Annotated in this window: 16 protein-coding genes; 4 read left to right on the plus strand and 12 right to left on the minus strand. The window is 40.2% G+C overall.

Translation table 11 applies throughout. From position 1 onward, the window contains the following. Positions 1-37 precede the first annotated feature (37 nt). Genes modD through HMPREF3129_RS06275 form a run of 5 tightly spaced genes read right to left on the minus strand, consistent with a single transcriptional unit; the run spans position 38 to position 4,511 of the window. On the minus strand, positions 38-886 hold the full coding sequence (modD, locus tag HMPREF3129_RS06255) for a ModD protein (protein ID WP_036919131.1): 849 nt from the start codon (positions 884-886) through the stop codon (positions 38-40). After that, positions 883-1,707, minus strand: a complete 825-nt coding sequence (locus HMPREF3129_RS06260; RefSeq protein WP_020946294.1) for a class I SAM-dependent methyltransferase — start codon at positions 1,705-1,707, stop codon at positions 883-885. The genes modD and HMPREF3129_RS06260 overlap by 4 nt, the downstream gene beginning before the upstream one ends. After that, positions 1,694-2,488: an ABC transporter ATP-binding protein gene (locus HMPREF3129_RS06265; RefSeq protein ID WP_004245819.1), complete on the minus strand. Its 795-nt coding sequence runs from the start codon at positions 2,486-2,488 to the stop codon at positions 1,694-1,696. The genes HMPREF3129_RS06260 and HMPREF3129_RS06265 overlap by 14 nt, the downstream gene beginning before the upstream one ends. Next, positions 2,485-3,483 (minus strand): FecCD family ABC transporter permease, encoded by a 999-nt coding sequence (locus HMPREF3129_RS06270; protein WP_036919129.1) that lies wholly within the window; start codon positions 3,481-3,483, stop codon positions 2,485-2,487. Before HMPREF3129_RS06270 ends, HMPREF3129_RS06265 begins: the two co-directional genes overlap by 4 nt. Further along, entirely contained in the window at positions 3,480-4,511 is a 1,032-nt protein-coding gene (locus tag HMPREF3129_RS06275; protein WP_070486893.1) for an iron ABC transporter substrate-binding protein, read from the minus strand. The genes HMPREF3129_RS06270 and HMPREF3129_RS06275 overlap by 4 nt, the downstream gene beginning before the upstream one ends. A gap of 234 nt (positions 4,512-4,745) precedes the next feature. Here HMPREF3129_RS06275 and gntR point away from each other — a divergent pair, with 234 nt between their 5' ends. From gntR to HMPREF3129_RS06295, 4 genes are all read left to right on the plus strand, one after another. After that, entirely contained in the window at positions 4,746-5,741 is a 996-nt protein-coding gene (gene gntR, locus HMPREF3129_RS06280; protein ID WP_004250141.1) for a gluconate operon transcriptional repressor GntR, read from the plus strand. A 306-nt stretch (positions 5,742-6,047) separates the two neighbouring features. After that, on the plus strand, positions 6,048-6,602 hold the full coding sequence (gene gntK, locus HMPREF3129_RS06285) for a gluconokinase (protein WP_004245815.1): 555 nt from the start codon (positions 6,048-6,050) through the stop codon (positions 6,600-6,602). Then, entirely contained in the window at positions 6,599-7,936 is a 1,338-nt protein-coding gene (gene gntU / locus HMPREF3129_RS06290; protein ID WP_004245814.1) for a gluconate transporter, read from the plus strand. The genes gntK and gntU overlap by 4 nt, the downstream gene beginning before the upstream one ends. A gap of 151 nt (positions 7,937-8,087) precedes the next feature. Next, positions 8,088-9,014: a methyl-accepting chemotaxis protein gene (locus tag HMPREF3129_RS06295; RefSeq protein ID WP_004249221.1), complete on the plus strand. Its 927-nt coding sequence runs from the start codon at positions 8,088-8,090 to the stop codon at positions 9,012-9,014. Positions 9,015-9,080: 66 nt separating this feature from the next. Here the strand turns inward: HMPREF3129_RS06295 and HMPREF3129_RS06300 are convergent, their stop codons facing one another. The 7 genes from HMPREF3129_RS06300 to HMPREF3129_RS06330 all read right to left on the minus strand — a co-directional run bounded on the left by HMPREF3129_RS06300 (position 9,081) and on the right by HMPREF3129_RS06330 (position 17,427). Next, positions 9,081-10,313, minus strand: a complete 1,233-nt coding sequence (locus HMPREF3129_RS06300; protein ID WP_004249223.1) for an SGNH/GDSL hydrolase family protein — start codon at positions 10,311-10,313, stop codon at positions 9,081-9,083. Then, positions 10,288-11,481 (minus strand): SGNH/GDSL hydrolase family protein, encoded by a 1,194-nt coding sequence (locus HMPREF3129_RS06305; protein ID WP_036919126.1) that lies wholly within the window; start codon positions 11,479-11,481, stop codon positions 10,288-10,290. The genes HMPREF3129_RS06300 and HMPREF3129_RS06305 overlap by 26 nt, the downstream gene beginning before the upstream one ends. After that, positions 11,468-12,886: an MBOAT family O-acyltransferase gene (locus tag HMPREF3129_RS06310; protein ID WP_004245806.1), complete on the minus strand. Its 1,419-nt coding sequence runs from the start codon at positions 12,884-12,886 to the stop codon at positions 11,468-11,470. Before HMPREF3129_RS06310 ends, HMPREF3129_RS06305 begins: the two co-directional genes overlap by 14 nt. Positions 12,887-13,050: 164 nt before the next feature. Further along, a complete protein-coding gene (locus HMPREF3129_RS06315) occupies positions 13,051-13,845 on the minus strand; it encodes a protein bax (protein WP_070486895.1) in 795 nt (264 codons plus the stop codon). A 275-nt stretch (positions 13,846-14,120) separates the two neighbouring features. Then, complete coding sequence (locus HMPREF3129_RS06320; RefSeq protein WP_036919123.1) at positions 14,121-15,272, minus strand: DUF4056 domain-containing protein; 1,152 nt, start codon at positions 15,270-15,272, stop codon at positions 14,121-14,123. Further along, positions 15,272-16,414, minus strand: a complete 1,143-nt coding sequence (locus HMPREF3129_RS06325) for a BamA/TamA family outer membrane protein (protein ID WP_070486897.1) — start codon at positions 16,412-16,414, stop codon at positions 15,272-15,274. The genes HMPREF3129_RS06320 and HMPREF3129_RS06325 overlap by 1 nt, the downstream gene beginning before the upstream one ends. Beyond that, entirely contained in the window at positions 16,414-17,427 is a 1,014-nt protein-coding gene (locus HMPREF3129_RS06330) for a hypothetical protein (protein ID WP_036919121.1), read from the minus strand. Before HMPREF3129_RS06330 ends, HMPREF3129_RS06325 begins: the two co-directional genes overlap by 1 nt. Positions 17,428-17,571: the final 144 nt, after the last annotated feature.

Consider the following 17,571-nt stretch of genomic DNA (forward strand, 5'->3'; position numbering starts at 1 on the left):
TCAGTCAATAAACTAATATTTTTATCTGTGTTTTGATTTAATTTTTAGGGTAAAGGCGAACTTTGATATCACTAGGTGGTGCGTAATAAGGTGCTGATGTCACCATTAAGCCGATCCCTGTTTGGGCATATTTTTCAATAGTATTTAGATTAATTCCCCCAGCGACAGAAAGATGACAGCGTGGGGCAATCTGCGGAGCCTCTTGTTGTAGTAAGGTAATATCTTCAATAGAAAATTTATCCAGTTGTAAGATATCTGGCTGCGCTTTTAACGCTTCTCTTGCTTGTTGTAAGTTATCTGCTTCCACAACAATGCATTTTTCAGGTGCTGCTTGGCGTAACTGTGTAACCTGTTGTAACCAATTATCTGGCTCGGATAAAAAATGACGATGGTTAGCAAAGAGTAAAATAGTTTCAGAACAGCCTTGGCGATGAATAATACCACCACCCGCAAGTACCGCTTGAGTGGCCAGTAATTTTGTATTAGGGATATTTTTACGTGTACAGGCAATTTGCCCTTTAGGTTGGTAGCGATGATAGATTTCGAGCATTTTTGCCATATAGTCACTCATACCACAACTCCATTCCAGCACGTTTTGCACCACTTTCCAGCCTTGGTGTAGTGCATCTGCTCGACCTTCTGCACTAATTAAACAATCACCTTGCTTGGCAAAATCACCTTCTTGTAGATGTGCGGTGACAGTCAGTCCTAATTTTTCTAATAAACGGCAGCCTAGGGTGATTCCACTGACGCAGCCGGCTTCACGACATGTAAAAGTTATTGTGCCTAATTGATGGTTAATATTGAGTGCGCGACAAGTCAAATCGCCATATTGAATATCTTCCAGCAATAAATTATCAAGAAAAGCATCGGGATAATAAATCATAAGGTTAGCTCGCTTTCAGGAACGACATCCCAAGAAACCATCGCCCAATCACGCGTTGGCGATATAAGGGCCACATCATTTTTCATACTTTCATGATAATAAGTGGTTAAGTGTGCAATTTCATTTTCGTTTAAAGGCCCTACAGAGAAGTTAATACTGTCAATAAACTGCTCAAGGCTATTAAAATTATTTTGGCAATTACGGCTACGGATATAATCTACTTTAGGGTGGATCCCCATTTGGTTAAGGATATTGACTGCGTAAATATAGGTCGGCAATGTGGGAACATTGCGACCTAATAAGCGAAGAATACGTTGATCAACAAAAGTGGGTGATACGGTGTGAGTGGTATAAACCCGTAATTTAGCTTGGCGATTTAGTTTTAACAGCGCAGCTTTTAAATCCATCACCAATGTGGAGCGTGAAGCGACCGCAATATCACAAGGTGGAAGCGCATCCCAATTATCTTCCCATGAATAATGAAGAAAATCAGCATGATGAATACCCGCTTGTGCGGCTCTACGTTTGGCAACAGTTAGCATGCCGGTACTATAATCTATCCCGATTATTTTTTTAAACTTGTCAGCAACATGAATACTAATAGAGCCAGGTCCACAGCCGACATCCAATAGTGTTTCAGCATCGGAAAAATCCATCATTTCACGAAACTTGATCAAATAGGGATCGTTGGGATTCGCACAGTTTTCTGCCATTTTTTCAGCGCGTTTATCCCAATGTTCAGGCTCTTTTTTGGTTCTTTGTGCCTGTTGCATATGGTTTTTATAAAGTTCAGCAAAATCTGTGGTTTCAATGGTGTTCATATTCTTGCCTATATGGATTGTTATTATCAGGGTAGGCGTAAAAGTGCGCCTGAATATCAGTGGGTTTCACATTATAAAGCTGAGCTAAATGTTCGGGGGTGAGCAAAAGCTCAGGTTTATCTTGTAAAACGTGGCGATGAGGGGTGAGTAAAATCACCTCATCTGCCAGTAAAGCGGCATGTTGTGGATGATGTGTAGACATAAACACACTTATACCCAAGGCTTTTAGTGTCTTAATTTGGTTAATTAGCTTGATTTGGTTACCAAAATCAAGGCTGGCAGCAGGTTCATCCATAATCAGTAATTTAGGTTGTTGCACCAAAGCCCGTGCAATCAATACCAACTGTTTTTCACCACCACTTAACGTATCAAAAGTGCGGTGAGCAAGATGCGAAAGAGAGAGCATTTCTAAGGTTTCCATTGCCATTGCTTTATCTTGTGAGCTAGGCATCGAGAAAAAAGAGATATGTGCTCCACGCCCCATAATCACCATATCAATCACTTTAAAAGAAAAAGGGAGGTGGGTTGCTTGAGGAACATAGGCAATCACTTTGGCTAAATCAGTTGGTGACCACTTACTTATTTCTTTGCCTTCAATGATAATATGGCCTGCAAGACTGGGTAACAAACCAAGTAAGGTACGCATCAACGTGGTTTTACCACAGCCATTTGCGCCTAATAAACAGACAATTTGCCCTTGTTTAATATAAAAAGAGAGGTTTTGGATCAAGGGTGTTGTTTTATAGCCAATTGTGAGTTGTTTAGCTGCAGTGATGATCATCTATCCCGCCTTGTTTTGAGTAATAACATCAGAAAGAAAGGCGCACCAATAGCTGAGGTTAAAATGCCTAAAGGCAACTCAATATTCGCAATAGTTCGTGCTAGTGTATCCGTTATTAATAACATTGTTGCGCCCACAAGTAAGGAAATAGGCAGTTGATATCCGAAGTTAGCACCAACTAACAATCTTGCGATATGCGGAACAATTAAACCTAACCAGCCAATAATGCCCGCAATAGAAACTGCACTCGCGGTGATTAATGTGGCCGATAAAATAAAGATAAGTCTGGTAATTTCTACATTAAGGCCTAAGGAGCGCGCTTCTTCATCAGAAAGGCTGAGAATATTCATTCGCCAGCGTAATAAAATCAGTGGAATAAACCCGAGTAGCATTAAAGGTGCAACAGAGAGTAAATCAGGCGCAGTGATAGTTGATAGCCCCCCTAACAGCCAAAAAGTGATGGAAGGTAGCTGAGTATAAGGATCAGCTAAAATTTTCATTAATGAAATAGCTGAGCCACATAAGGCGCTAATCGCAATACCAACTAAAACAAGAGAAAGGACCGGATCCTGTTGTTTCGCCAATTTGGCAATAAAATAGACTAAAGCAACAGTGATAAGCCCTCCGACAAAAGCAAAAAGCTGAATTGACAACATGGAGTGACCAAGAAAAATACCCAATACAGCACCGACTCCAGCCCCTGCTGACACTCCGAGAATATCAGGTGATACTAGTGGGTTACGGAACATACCTTGATAAGCCGCCCCCGCAATAGCAAGTCCACCTCCAATTAAAATGGCAGCAAGTACTCGAGGCAAGCGTATTTGCCAGAACACAGTTGCTGCTCGACTCTCTTCAATATGCCCGGTTAATTTGCTACTGACGACTGTCCACAGTTCATTGACTGTAAGTGAATACTTACCACTAGTGATAGCAATAACTACAGCCGCTGAGAATAACAGCAACAACAGAGTGATACGTGCTGATTGGCTCATGAAGACCTCATCAACAGCTGGCATTGCTCAGCACTTAACGATGTATGGTAAAAATAAGCAAAGTAATTTTGCAGATCTTGCGTGGCTTGTTTTGCTATTCGATGGTCAAAATGGCTCTGTAAGCGACGCATTCCCATTAAACGGTTGATACCAGGAGGGCCATCTAACCAGCCAAATGGTAAGCCTTTAAATAATAACACTTTATTATTTTTAACAGCTTGGATATTTTTCCATATAGAGTCTTGCCTGATTTGCTGATAGGCATTTTCATCTTGTGTGATGATAACCTCAGGGTTCCACATAAGGAGTTGTTCAGGGGAAACATCAGTAAGACCGGTAAAACCAGCAATATCAGCGACATTTTCGAACCCTAATAGTTCAATAGCTTCAGTATGAATAGATCCTGTTGAGCCTGTTTGTAGGCCTTTTGCACCACGAGCAAGGTAAAAACGAGATCTTATTTTTAGAGTAGAAGCAAACAAGGTCGCATCACTAAGATACTGCTCTGCAATAAGTGCTAATGTTTCTGCTTTTTCTGCCACACCTAATAAAGCCCCCGTTTGGCGTAACTGAGTGGGGCTGTCTTTTAAGCTGCCGTCAATTAACACATAAGGTACACCTGTTTGCGTACTAACACGTTTAGCTAATGAACGATAGGTTTCATCAACATTACCACTATCAATAATGATATCTGGCTCTAGTGCCATTAATGTTTCTAAGGAGAGTGTACTACCACGGCCAGACAGACGGCCTAAATGGGGCAATTTACGCAACTTGTCAGCAAATAAGCTACTTTTTCCTAGATTAAGCGAGGAGAAACCTAATAATTTTTCTGGTACTAAAGCCAACAACAGTTGGTCGGTTGGTGGGCCTGCGCTAATAACGCGATGAATATTTTCTGGTGTAGGAAGCACACCAAATTGAGCAGCGATACGTGAAGTGATTGCCGCTCTTGCACAACGTGGCAGTGCTGATAATGCTGCAAGCGTCGTTAAATAACTCAGAAATTGTCGTCTGTGGATAGCCATAGGTTCACACTGTAGTGTTGTTTTATATTAATAATCGTTATTTCATAAATTATATAACGATGCATGCTATATTTCCTTTGGCTTAAGTCAAGGGAGAGGCATTCAAAATTAAATCTAAGAAGACATCCGATAAACTTTATTCGAAATAGTGTATAACCTAAGGATATAATCAGGTTTGTTAAATAAACCTCAAGTGCGTATTAATACTGATATTTTGGATAGTTACGATATAAAATGAAAAAAAAACGCCCCTCATTACAGGATGTTGCCGACCGTGTTGGTGTCACAAAAATGACAGTTAGTCGTTTTTTGCGTAATCCAGAACAAGTTTCCGAAGCATTACGAGTCAAAATCGCTCGTGAATTAGACAGCCTGAATTATATTCCTAATCGTGCACCTGATATTTTGTCGAATGCGACCAGCCATGCGATTGGCGTATTATTGCCTTCTCTTACTAACCAAGTGTTTGCTCAAGTTATTCGTGGTATTGAATCTGTGACGGATAAATATGGTTATCAAACCATGTTGGCGCACTATGGCTATCAAGCAGAAAAAGAAGAAGAGCGTCTTATTTCTCTGCTTTCTTATAATATTGATGGCTTGATCTTAGCGGAAAGAACACACACACCCAAAACGGTCAAAATGCTGGAAACGGCGGGTATTCCGGTGGTGGAAATTATGGATAGTGTTTCACCTTGTTTTGATTCGGCGGTAGGGTTAGACAATATTGAAGCCTCGCGAAAAATGGTCAGTGAAATGATCCACCGTGGTTGTAAACGAATTATCTATCTTGGGGCAAGACAAGATGAGCGAACATTAATGCGTTTACAAGGGTATGAACAAGCGATGCAAGAAGCAGGCTTACCCATAGGTCATGTGATGACACCTAAAAGCTCTTCTTATTCGTTAGGTACAGAACTTTTACATGAGGCACGCAAGCAATATCCTGACTTAGATGGGCTCTATTGCACCAATGATGATATTGCGATAGGGGCTATTTTCGAATGTCAGCGTATGGGGATTGCGGTACCTGAGCAAATTGCTATTTCTGGTTTCCACGGTCATGATGTGGGACAAGTCATGACTCCACGGTTAGCCAGTATTTTTACGCCACGTGATGAAATGGGACAACAAGCGGCGGATTTATTACTAAAAAGAATGAAGGGTAAAATTGCTCGTGGGCAAGTGATTGATGTGGGATTCCGTATCATCACCGGTGAAAGTATTTAGTTATTTATTTGATTATTAAATTATTTTTTTCTTTGGTAGGGTTTTTTTATTGACCCTATTTGGGATTATAGAGTGATATATCCTGACGTTTTTTTGCTTTGTAAAAATCAGTCGTTAACTTATCAATTACTTATGATTTTGTTGTAACTTTGTTGTTTTTCCACAATCTATTTGCGAGACGCTTCACACTTTCATTTCATAGTTTGTTTTGTAGGTTGTTTTTATCTTTCTGGATCGAGTAATGTTACCCGTAACAGTTACGGGTAACATTACAAAAAAGTTAATAACTGCCTAAAGGAGCAATATATGAAAGATACCCAATCCCTACACCATGTCTTTATCTTAATGGGGGTATCAGGCAGCGGTAAATCAGCGGTTGCAAATGGTGTAGCACAACGTATCGGTGCGGCATTTTTAGATGGCGATTTCCTTCATCCTCGTGCAAACATCACTAAAATGGCTTCAGGTCATGCTTTAAATGATGAAGATCGCAAACCTTGGTTACACGCTCTCAATGATGCTGCTTTTGCAATGCAAAGAACCAATAAAGTGTCATTAATCGTTTGTTCCGCATTAAAAAAACAGTATCGCGATATGTTAAGAGAAGGTAATCATTGCTTACATTTTCTCTATTTAAAAGGGGATTACGCGCTAATTGAAAGTCGTTTAAAAGAGCGTAAAGGTCACTTCTTTAAACCACAGATGTTGATTACTCAATTTGAAACATTAGAAGAGCCAACGAATGACGAACCTGATGTTTATGAAATAGATATTTCGCCATCTCTTGATAACGTGATTGAAAATGTCATCAACACTATAGAATCTGTTACTAAACCTATTACTGAGGAGAGTGCGGTATGAGTACATTAACACTGGTGCTAACTGCAGTTGGCTCCGTCCTATTATTGCTCTTCTTTGTAATGTATGCGCGTTTACACGCCTTTATTGCGTTAATGATTGTTGCTATTGGTGCTGGCATTTTCTCTGGTATGCCGTTAGAAAAAATCACGCAAACCATGCAAAACGGAATGGGGGGAACACTGGGTTTTCTCTCCATCGTGGTCGCCTTGGGGGCAATGTTTGGTAAAATTCTGCATGAAACGGGGGCATTAGACCAAATTGCGGTACGGCTACTGAAATCCTTTGGTGAAAAACGGGCTAACTATGCACTGGGTATTGCGGGTTTAGTTTGCGCATTACCTCTGTTTTTCGATGTTGCGGTGGTTTTACTGATCGGGGTGGTATTTGCTGTTGCCCGTCGTACGGGGGGGAATGTTGTTAAAATGGCGATCCCTCTCTTTGCCGGTGTTGCAGGGGCCGCTGCCTTCTTATTACCGGGGCCAACGCCTATGTTGCTTGCTGACCAGATGAATGCTGATTTTGGTTGGATGATCTTAATTGGTTTATGTGCAGCCATTCCAGGTATGTTATTAGCGGGGCCTATTTTTGGTAACTTTATTAGCCGTTATGTGACCTTAGAATTACCGAAAGATTTTGATGAGCCAAGCTTAGGACAAAGTAAAATGCCTTCTTTTGGCTTCAGTCTTGCATTGGTCTTATTACCATTAGTCTTGGTTGGATGTAAAACCATTGGTGCGCGTTTTGTTGAGCCTGACTCTCAGCTATTCAATATTCTTGAGTTTATTGGTCACCCCTTTATTGCCATCCTTGTGGCGTGTTTAGTGGCTATTTATGGCTTGGCTATTCGCCGTGGAATGAGCAAAGAAAAAGTCATGGAAGTATGCTCTGCGGCTATCCAACCTGCGGGGATCATCTTATTAGTCACGGGGGCTGGTGGCGTATTTAAACAGGTGCTGGTGGATTCAGGTGTGGGGCCAGCATTAGGGAATGCATTAATTGGTGCAGGTATGCCGATTGCTGTGGCTTGTTTTATTCTTGCAGGTGCAGTACGTGTTATTCAAGGCTCTGCGACTGTGGCTTGTTTAACTGCGGTTGGTTTAGTGTTACCGGTGATCAGTGAATTAGGTTATAGCGGTGCACAAATGGCGGCGTTATCGGTTTGTATTGCCGGTGGCTCTATTATTTTAAGCCATGTTAATGACTCTGGCTTCTGGTTATACGGTAAATTTACTGGTGCGACAGAAGGACAAACCTTAAAAACATGGTCATTAATGGAAACCATTTTAGGTACTACAGGCGCAGTGGTTGGAATGATTTTCTTTGCATTTTTATAAAAATGAGCTGTTCCTTTTTAACAAATGGCGCATCAATAGGTGCGCCATTTTTCATTGCTATAAATCACCATTAAATCTGATAGAAAATAGTTAACAACTGATTAATCTACAGGTCTTATTGTTTTGTGAACATGGTGAGGCTGATATTTTTATGGGTGATTATAATTCACTGTTTAAACAGCATACGGAGTGTAATATTCATACTATTACACTTATTCGTGATTCCATTTTGGCATCTAGTCAGAAATTACAAGAAAAGCTAGCATTGCTGGAAGAAATGGAACATCTCTTTAATGATATGCTTATCAATGCAGAATCATTAGTGGTCTTTTTTAATGAAATTGATGAGCATTTTACTCATAGTAATGAAGAAATTGAGAATTTTGCTAAATGGCTAAATAAAATAAAAGATAGCGCTAATAATATTGATAAACTGTCAAATCAAGCCAATATATTATCAATTAATTCAGCAATAGAGGCAGGACATATAGGTCATGCAGGTGCAGGATTTTCTGTATTAGCACAAGAGATGAAAAGCCTTTCACAAAAGATCCAAAATCAGGCCTCAGAAATAGCGTCTATCAACAATAATGTAAGTGCCCGCTTTACACCAATAAAACAAAATACTCAGAAAAATCAAGAACAACTGAAGCAAATAAAAAATCTTGTTACGGAAGGTCATGCTAATTTATCTGCGCTTGCTCAACAAGCCAATGATTTAAAAAATATCTTTCAGTTTATGTCGATACAACAATTTTTTAATACTGTGAAAATAGATCATGTTTTATGGAAAGAAGCGATTTATATTCACTTATTAAATAATGATGATGAAAATTGTGTTAATCAGCATACTGAATGTCGTTTAGGAAAATGGTACTACCAAGGTGAAGGACGCAAATTTGCCGGTAGTGAAGCTTTTCGTCGTTTAGAAGAGCCTCATAAATTGGTTCATCAAAGTGGGCGTCTTGCATTGGCGGCGAATATGGCCGGTGATCAGGATGCGGTAGTGAAGTATATTCAGCAAATGGAACAAGCGAGTGTTGATGTCATTAAATATATTGATGCTTTACATAATTAATAATGCGATGACAGAGAGTCTACATAACGAGAAAGGAGCTGAGGCTCCTTTTCGTTATAATAATATCTAACTTTTATTAATCAGCGCTGATAATTGGCTATAGAGAGTATTCGCACTACTTTCATACCCTTCACGAGAAAGATGGACACCATCCGGCCTTGCAAGATCATAAATAGACCATGCTTTAATTGAGCACTCTCCTCCCATATAATCGCGCCAATCCCAGAATAATGTACGCTCTTGTTGAGCGACTTCCTTTTGGATACGAATAATATCGGTTAACCATTGGGGTTGCTGAGAGCGACAATCTGATGCGTCTTTATTCTTAATAGAATCCGACGGACCAATTAATAAAATGGCACTATTCGGGGCTTGCTGGCGGATTTGACGAATTTTTTCAACAAGCAGTTGTCGGTAAGCCACTAAATCAAACGTATCATTAAAGGCTTCATTAGTGCCATAAGCTAAAATCACCATATCGGGATGTAATTGGCCTAATGTTTTACTCCACTGTGCTCCCCATTTATCCATCATATTAATGGTTGCGCCGTTAATACCTAATGCGGATAACATCACCCCTGGCTTTTGGTTACTAATTAACCAACCGCCTAATTTTATCGGTTGGTTTTTACTAATCGTAATATTGATTGGGAAGGTGATCGTTGTGGGTTTAGAAAATTGCCATTCACCTTGTGTCTGTGAAAGTGAAAGTGTTTTACTGCCAGCGGATTGTAAATGGATTTGTGAAGCCGTAGGCGCCTTATATAACGCTTGTAATTGGTAACGCTGACCTGTTGTGGGATTTTCATTTAGTTGCAATGCTGACCATTTCGCGACTGGCTCAGCGATAAATCCCCCTAAGGGAAAATCAGGATCGCTTTCTTTGCGACTGGAAAGTAAATCCCACGCTTTTTTACTGCTTTGATATTGGATATTGGCAATACGTTGACCCGCAATAGCGGTGGGGGGAATAAAACCTATACCACCATTGCCATAATCAGCTTGAAAACGTTCACGTAGTTTACCACTGAAAAAATCTGCAGCGGTATGTGAATCACCCAACTGTACGATATGTACCCTTTGGCGCCGTTGCTTTAACTTTTGTGCAAAAGCGGCAAAGTTGGGATCATGGTAGTTGTAGAGTTGTCTTGAACCATCTGCAGGTAACACGCTAGGTGTTGATAGCGTAAGAGATTTATCTTTCTCTTGGTTACAAGCGACTAACAGCGAAACCAAAGCCAGTATAATAGAACGACTGACTAAGGTTCGAGGTTTAAGGATGTGCGTTAATTGTTTCATTTGGCGTGACCATATTTTTGTCTGTTACATCATCTGGCACATCATCAACTTTTTGCAGATGGATACGCGAGAATACCTGCTGAGCAATGATTTGTTGCCCTTTTAAACTAAAGTGAATACCGTCGCCTGCTCTTAGTTTCACGCGGCTGCTACCATCACCGATATAATCAGAATAAATATCTTTTTCATATTTAAACATATCATTGACAGAAAGGTAAATTTCTCCCGTTTTTTCTGCTTCTTCCCGGTAAAGTTGATTTAGATAAGCCATACCTTGAGATAATTTTTGCTTACGCATATTCGGAGGGCCAATCCAAATCACGCTCACATTATGTTGGCGTGCATTATCGATAATGCTGGTAATACGAGCGCGATATAAGGCGCCCCACGCTTCACTGGCAAATTTTAAATAACGTCCGCCACCATCTGGGGGCATGTCCCAAGGATCATTAGGCCCTAAAAAAACAACCAGTAACTTAATGGAATCATCGCTAGCTAACCGATTAGCAATAGTTTGAGGCCAATTAAAAAACTTAGGATAGGCTAATCCTGTGCTCTGTTTGCTCAAATCAATACTGCTTATATTATAATCTGTTTGCAATTGGCGTTTTAATAAGGGGGCAACGCCTTGCATCATTGAATCTCCAGCAAACAGCACTTTGTCTTTGGGAGATAATATGACATCTGTTTTTTGCACAATAGGTTTTTGGGCTTCAGCAGCGGCTTTTGTCAGATCAATAGTTGATGTATTTGCTAATGTACCTTGTGCATATTGACGTTGTAGGAGTTGTGGAAACTGTTGTGTTAATTGCGAAGCGGGGCGAGTATAGCCATTGATAAAATGTAGCCCTACTGCAAATCCTTCTGGAAAGGCGGTTTGTTCTTGACGAGGCGTTATTGGTTTGGCCTGATTATCCGGGTGATTAACTCGCAAATAATCACTATAGCTTGTTACTGCGACAAATACGCCATCTCGCAACTGACCTCCTACTTGCCAAGCATAATATTGTGATAAGCCCGACCAAGGGGCTGGGCGATGGTATTGTTGTTGCCAAAAGCGCTCTAATGATGTTTGGTTTAGCCAAATAAGAAATAGTGTGCTGAAGAGCACCATTAAAGCCACTTTTACGGTCTTTTTTAAATTTGAACTGAAATCAAAAGCTGGCATAAATAAATCCCGGAACCCCATCAGGAGACAACATAAATATAATTGTAAGGATCAACGCTAATGGTAGTGGATAAACATACCAAGGCACTTTTTTCTCAAGTCGCGCAATAATTGCCCTTAAAGTGACAAAACAAGGATACAGTAAGAACAGTCCCCAGAACATAAACAGGGTTAGCCCTTCGGCTTGTAGAGACTGCCAAGCACCTGCACTAAAGAGTTGTTGAATTAATATCCAAGCATCATTGACGGTTTGGCTGCGAAAAAAGATCCACGCAAAGCACACAAAATGGAAGGTAATTATCCAAGATAACAACATTTTTAATGATGCTAGCATGCTATTGGCGTCATGTTTGGCGGCGGGGAAAAGGCGGTGTTTGATATTTAATATCACCACACCAATACCATGAATGGCTCCCCAGATAATAAACGTCATAGCTGCGCCATGCCATAAACCAGAGATAACCATCGCGGCAAAGGCATTCACATTTTGTCGAATAACGCCCTTACGATTTCCCCCCAAAGGGATATAAACATAATCGCGAATAAACGTTGATAAACTTATATGCCAACGACGCCAAAAATCAGCAAGATTGATGGCTAAATAAGGTGCATTAAAGTTACGAGGGACAACAAAACCCAGTAATAGCGCAATACCTGTCACTAAATTGGTATAACCCGAGAAGTTAAAATAGATATGCCATGCATAAGCATAGGTCGCCACCAGTACTTGTCCGCTAGTGGCTAAATCAGGGGCATTAAAAATAGGATCGACATAATTTGTCGACAACCAACCACTTAACCAAAAGAGCTTAGCGATTGCTAATACAATCAGCATGATAGCCCCTTTATAGTCGATAATTTTACGGGTTGGTGCTTGAATTTGTGGTAAAAATTGTTTGGCACGATTAATCGGTCCCGCCACAATGCTTGGGAAAAAGCATAAGTAGAGCACGACATCAAGAAAAGGGGCTTTAGGGATCTCTTTGCGACACACTGAAACGACATAGCTAACAGAGTGGAAGATATAAAACGATAACCCTAATGGTGCCAGTAGTTCAATAATTGGCAATTCAACACTTAATCCCCACTGTGAGAATAGTTGTGTCAATGATTCTTGGAAAAATGAGTAATATTTAAAGGCAGTAAAATAGAGGGCAACTAACAGCCCCAGTAACCAATAGATCACTTTCGTTGATGTATAGCGGGTGAGTATATTGGCTAATGAGTAAATCAAAAGCGTATAGCTTAATAAGATAACAGCAGGACGGTAGTCGACATAGAATAGAAAAGCATAACTTACTATGATGAGTAAGATATTTTGGATCTTAACCTGCTTTTGGAAGAGCCAATAGATAATAAAAAAGCTCGTAAAGGCTCCGAGAAACTCGAATGAAAAAAAATTCATAAATGGCTCTAAGGGTGTGATTTAACAGTCATACCAAATGTGTTACTCCCTATATTATGAATTATTAGCTTGCTTTCAATCAAAAGATTATCTTGTGATAAATAAAAGCCACTTTTCAGATAAATGAAAAGTGGCTTTTGTTTGCTATGAATAGCTATTTAGGACTAACTTTCTCGTTTCGACTGTAACTGAACTTGCGTGATCAGCTTTTTATTTGAGTCGAACATTTCGGTCAGATAATCATTGTAACTTGAACCTAATTCTGAATAGCCTTTCAAGTCGGTGATTAACTGGCGTGGATCGAGTTGCTGTTGCGTCATTCTTTGCTGTGCTCTTGATGAGCGCAATGAATTATAGGCGCGGTGCGTATTGAGATTACGCATATAAGCAATCACTGAGCCTTCAATATCCGGGTAGGCTGCATAGCCTTTGGTTTTCCCAGGGACATTATTGCAAGACCGGTTACCACATCGCATACCGAATAAGTTATTGTTTTGCTGTGCCAATTTTGATGTTCCCCAACCTGATTCTGTTGCGGCTTGCGTTGCGACAAAATGAGTCGGAATAATATCAACGCGAGCCAGTAACGAATCCCAATTCACTTTTTTGGGGCTGGTACATGTTACGCCATAGTATTGACAGATTTCACGCAGTTTTTTCAAATCTGCGCTGCCCCAGTGTTGGACTTTACGTTGAGCGGTTAACCACTCACGATCTCTCAATATCTTATTATTAATGTTATCAATAATAGGAACTATGACATTTAAAAACGCTTTCTTACGCTGAGTTCCCGAGGGATATTTTTTCAAATCTGGCAACGAGGTTGTCGTGCTTTTGAATGTATCCGCCTGCAGCATTCGGGAACTGCCGGTACTGGTAGAGGCAAAACTCACACCAGTAAAGAGTAGTGAAATCAAGAAAGCGAAGACGGCACTTGTCCTCATCAATTGAGAGGGCATTGCTTCTCCTCGTTTAACTGGATAAAAATCGAACGAATACTAGCAAATTACTTTTTCTATAGCTACAAAATATCGCCTTACATTAGGATAACTACGAGTGCATTGTTAATAAAATGTATCTTATTTACTGGAACACCTCGTTTTATAATCGCTTTTTTCTTTTAACAAAAAATGTGATTTTTGATTATTGTTCAGTTATTCTTATATAAATTAATGCTATTTAACTCAAATTTATCATAATTTAGCGTTTTTAATATGTCAATTTTGTTCAATGTTTAGTCATTTTTTGTTGTTTTTGGTCGAGTTTTTTGATCAATTTGGCGAGCTTTTTCTGCTAAATCAGCAAAATCCGCTTCTTTCCAATAAGTTTTAGGGATGGGTAAATTTGCCATCTGTTTAGTAGGCCAAAGCTGAAATTCTGCTAATTGTTTTAAAGAATAGCCTGCGTAAACATCGGGTAATGTCAGGTAATGAGGTGGAGTTGTCTCCCCAAAAGGCAATACCGGATAGCGTTTATCAGCAAGATGATAATCACGCTTTAATACTAAAAATTTATCGGGTACCCGCTCTTGGCTATTCCACCATTGACCATCAATTAAATCAAACCACTGCTGGGTGACCTGACGAGGTTGCGCCTCTAGTTGAGTGAGTGCTGAGGGAATAATACGCTGCATTGATTGATTATAGTGCTCAAGGTTTGTGGCATCACCATTGAGGATCAGGGTAAGTGATAAGCGCGCCCCCATTAGGTTAGAGTAGAGATCTTCTGGTGACAATGCGGAGATCCCTTCTGAAAATCCCGCTACAGAGCGATAACCGTACCACTGTGCAATCTCATGCCATACGGCAAGGCGATAAGCTAAACGCGCGGCAAGATAAGCACTTAAGGTATAACGTTGTCGATCACTACTAGGAGGAGTAAAGCGGTTAAAGTGAATTTTACGCTGTGCTAATTCGTCACTGAGTGTTAGCGTCCACTCTTGGCCTAATTTGGGATAGATATGGCTAAAGAGATAATAAGTATAATCTGCGGTATCACGAATATGGGCGATATCAAGAAAGCCCCCTTTATGTGAATAGACTATGCCCGACTTTTCACTGCCTATGCCTAATACTGCGGCAGTTCCCAGCCAAAAGTTATCGTTATAGCGATGATCACCTAAAGTAGAAGCTTCAACAATATTATCGATACGATAAAAGGGGATAGGTATTCCCCATGCTTTAACTTTTAAATTATAGCCAAAAGCACAGCAAGGCCTTAATCCATTAGGCGCATCAAGTGCGGGGGGCGTTTGCCAAACTTGTGAGGCTTCTTCTTGAGTTTCACTTTCCAGATGAGCGGCAATGGTTTCAGATACAGATGAGGTAGTACATCCTGAAATGACCAATATGAAGATGATATTAAAAACAGCCAAACGCGTTAACATCAAAATGCCTCACCCACTTGGAAATAAAATCCCGTGCTCTCTTTACCGACACCAAAATCGAGGCGTACATTCATGCGTGGTTTAAATTCAAAACGATAACCAATACCAACACTGGGTAGCCAATGTCCTTTACCGAGATCACGTGCTTGATTACTCAATGTGCCACCTCCGGCCCATAATGCAATACCATGACGCCAATTGAGTTTTTGCCGATACTCTATCTGGCTAGAAAAAACATGATTATCTTGATAACGCCCTTCATAATAGCCACGCATCTGATGGCCGTTACTTAATTTAGACAGTTGCGTCCATGGTACATCTCCTGAGGTAAAGCGAGCATAGCTATCAAAGGCGAGTACCGCATCTTCGGTTAATGGATAATAATAGTTGTACTGCATTTGAGTTGCATTAGAACGGTTATTACTGCCGGTATCCGATGAATAATGAGTATAGCTAATATCAAAGGCTTGGCCTTGGCGAGCGTTAGGCAAAAAATCGCGACTGTCGTAGGTAAAGCGCACACTTAATCCTGAACTGGTAGAGCGTAATGGCAAATGACGTTTGCTCATATAGGCTTTAAACTCATCATCAGGTGCTGCTGCTTGTAAGTTAGCGTAATCCCAACCTAAGCCAATATAGGTGTTTTTGGTAATTTGACGTAGCAATGTCGGCGTTAAATGTAGCTCTTGTGAACGATATTGTGCAAAGTTCTTTTTAACTCGTCCTTCATGATAGCCTTGTCCCCAAAAGTTGGTCGGCACATTATTTAATGCCCCAGTAAGGTAAAAGCGCCATGTATCATCAGCAAGGTAAGTATAGTTACTAAAAGTCATACCAAAAGCCCCAGTTGATGAACCAAAGCCACTTAATGACAGTGATGAAATTTTACTGTCGGGACGACTATCTGCTTGATAAAGCCCAACAACGGCGATCCCAAGCCCCAACTCTAATTCAGGGGTATAGAAAGGCCCGGGTAAAACGCCCCAGTCGATGGTTTTACTGCGATCAAAATTATTGCTCCCTCCTAGTTGATTTAACCATTGGTCGATTTGTTGTCTATCAGGAAAGAGTTGGGCATTCGCTGTGTGTGAAATAAATAGGCTGGCAAAGGCCAGCCCATAAATAAAAGATGTTTTAACCATTAAAAACGGAACTCACCAGAAACAAAGAAACTATTACGATTATTAAAGCCCACTTCGGTGATCACATTAAAGTTACGGGTGACTTCTAAACGAGCCCCTACCGTTTGGTTCCATTTATGAGCAAGATGTTGTTCAACGTCGAATTTGACGTTCCCAATTCCTTCTAGAAAATCAGGGTTATTCATCATGTCATTTAGTTTACCTGGTAGATGTAATTTACTTACATCGCCTTTAAAGCGTTGAGTAATATCTTGATACATAGCACCTGTCCACACCTGCAATTTGGTATTACCTTGGCCTGAAATCAGTGGCGAGAAAACAAATTCATAGCCCACACGTGGTGAAATCACTAAGGCTTTAATATCACCATCTAAGATATCTAAGCTTGTTTTAGTGTAGTTTAAATCAAAAGTGCCAAAAAATTGGTTATAACCACCTGCTAAAGTAAAACCAGCACCATAGGTTCTACCCTTAAAATCAAGTTCAAATATCTCGTTTTGAGTAATAGAAGATGGCGGTACTCCTGGAAATCCAAAATCCATAGATACATCGTTCAAAATTGTCTTTGACGTTCCTTTTGTATAGCCATATAAACCGTATACATTCATAAAAGGGAAAACCCAACTATCGAGTTTTAGCATATGGGTTTCACTTTTTTCACGGGTATGACCTACATCAATCTTAATAACATCACTCATTGCATCCCATTCACTGGAATCAAAACCAATTTTATCCACAACAATATCTTGACGTAGATTCATATAGCTATAGCTTGCACCAAATGGCTCTGGTAAATCATAACCACGAGCGCGAGCGGCATCGCCCCAAATAGGTAATACGCGCGATTGACTTGCAGGAGTACGGGTATCTAACGAACCTTCGCTATTTAACGCAGTGCCGCCGGATTGGCTTACACTTAAAGAGAGCAGAGGGCGATCGCTATCCGCATAAGAAAAGCCAGTAGCAAGAAGAGAGGCAGCAAACATTACCTTATTAAAATGAGAAAAGTTCATATATAACCCACAAAAATAAAAAATAACCAAATAGTAAGTAAAAGAGTAGCGCGAAATTTTAGTCTTTTTCTTATATATGGTCACCAGCTATAAGTGCTAATTGCAGATAAAAATGCTTAGCAATATGTATTATCACGGTATTAT

The organism is Proteus sp. HMSC14B05, from assembly GCF_001808035.1.
Classification (GTDB): Bacteria; Pseudomonadota; Gammaproteobacteria; order Enterobacterales; family Enterobacteriaceae; genus Proteus; species Proteus mirabilis.

Excerpts from the sequence above, each read along its gene's own strand:
- modD (WP_036919131.1), bottom strand. The coding sequence starts at position 886 with ATGATTTATTATCCCGATGCTTTTCTTGATAATTTATTGCTGGAAGAT.
- HMPREF3129_RS06260 (WP_020946294.1), bottom strand. The coding sequence starts at position 1,707 with ATGAACACCATTGAAACCACAGATTTTGCTGAACTTTATAAAAACCAT.
- HMPREF3129_RS06265 (WP_004245819.1), bottom strand. The coding sequence starts at position 2,488 with ATGATCATCACTGCAGCTAAACAACTCACAATTGGCTATAAAACAACA.
- HMPREF3129_RS06270 (WP_036919129.1), bottom strand. The coding sequence starts at position 3,483 with ATGAGCCAATCAGCACGTATCACTCTGTTGTTGCTGTTATTCTCAGCG.
- HMPREF3129_RS06275 (WP_070486893.1), bottom strand. The coding sequence starts at position 4,511 with ATGGCTATCCACAGACGACAATTTCTGAGTTATTTAACGACGCTTGCA.
- gntR (WP_004250141.1), top strand. The coding sequence starts at position 4,746 with ATGAAAAAAAAACGCCCCTCATTACAGGATGTTGCCGACCGTGTTGGT.
- gntK (WP_004245815.1), top strand. The coding sequence starts at position 6,048 with ATGAAAGATACCCAATCCCTACACCATGTCTTTATCTTAATGGGGGTA.
- gntU (WP_004245814.1), top strand. The coding sequence starts at position 6,599 with ATGAGTACATTAACACTGGTGCTAACTGCAGTTGGCTCCGTCCTATTA.
- HMPREF3129_RS06295 (WP_004249221.1), top strand. The coding sequence starts at position 8,088 with ATGGGTGATTATAATTCACTGTTTAAACAGCATACGGAGTGTAATATT.
- HMPREF3129_RS06300 (WP_004249223.1), bottom strand. The coding sequence starts at position 10,313 with ATGAAACAATTAACGCACATCCTTAAACCTCGAACCTTAGTCAGTCGT.
- HMPREF3129_RS06305 (WP_036919126.1), bottom strand. The coding sequence starts at position 11,481 with ATGCCAGCTTTTGATTTCAGTTCAAATTTAAAAAAGACCGTAAAAGTG.
- HMPREF3129_RS06310 (WP_004245806.1), bottom strand. The coding sequence starts at position 12,886 with ATGAATTTTTTTTCATTCGAGTTTCTCGGAGCCTTTACGAGCTTTTTT.
- HMPREF3129_RS06315 (WP_070486895.1), bottom strand. The coding sequence starts at position 13,845 with ATGCCCTCTCAATTGATGAGGACAAGTGCCGTCTTCGCTTTCTTGATT.
- HMPREF3129_RS06320 (WP_036919123.1), bottom strand. The coding sequence starts at position 15,272 with ATGTTAACGCGTTTGGCTGTTTTTAATATCATCTTCATATTGGTCATT.
- HMPREF3129_RS06325 (WP_070486897.1), bottom strand. The coding sequence starts at position 16,414 with ATGGTTAAAACATCTTTTATTTATGGGCTGGCCTTTGCCAGCCTATTT.
- HMPREF3129_RS06330 (WP_036919121.1), bottom strand. The coding sequence starts at position 17,427 with ATGAACTTTTCTCATTTTAATAAGGTAATGTTTGCTGCCTCTCTTCTT.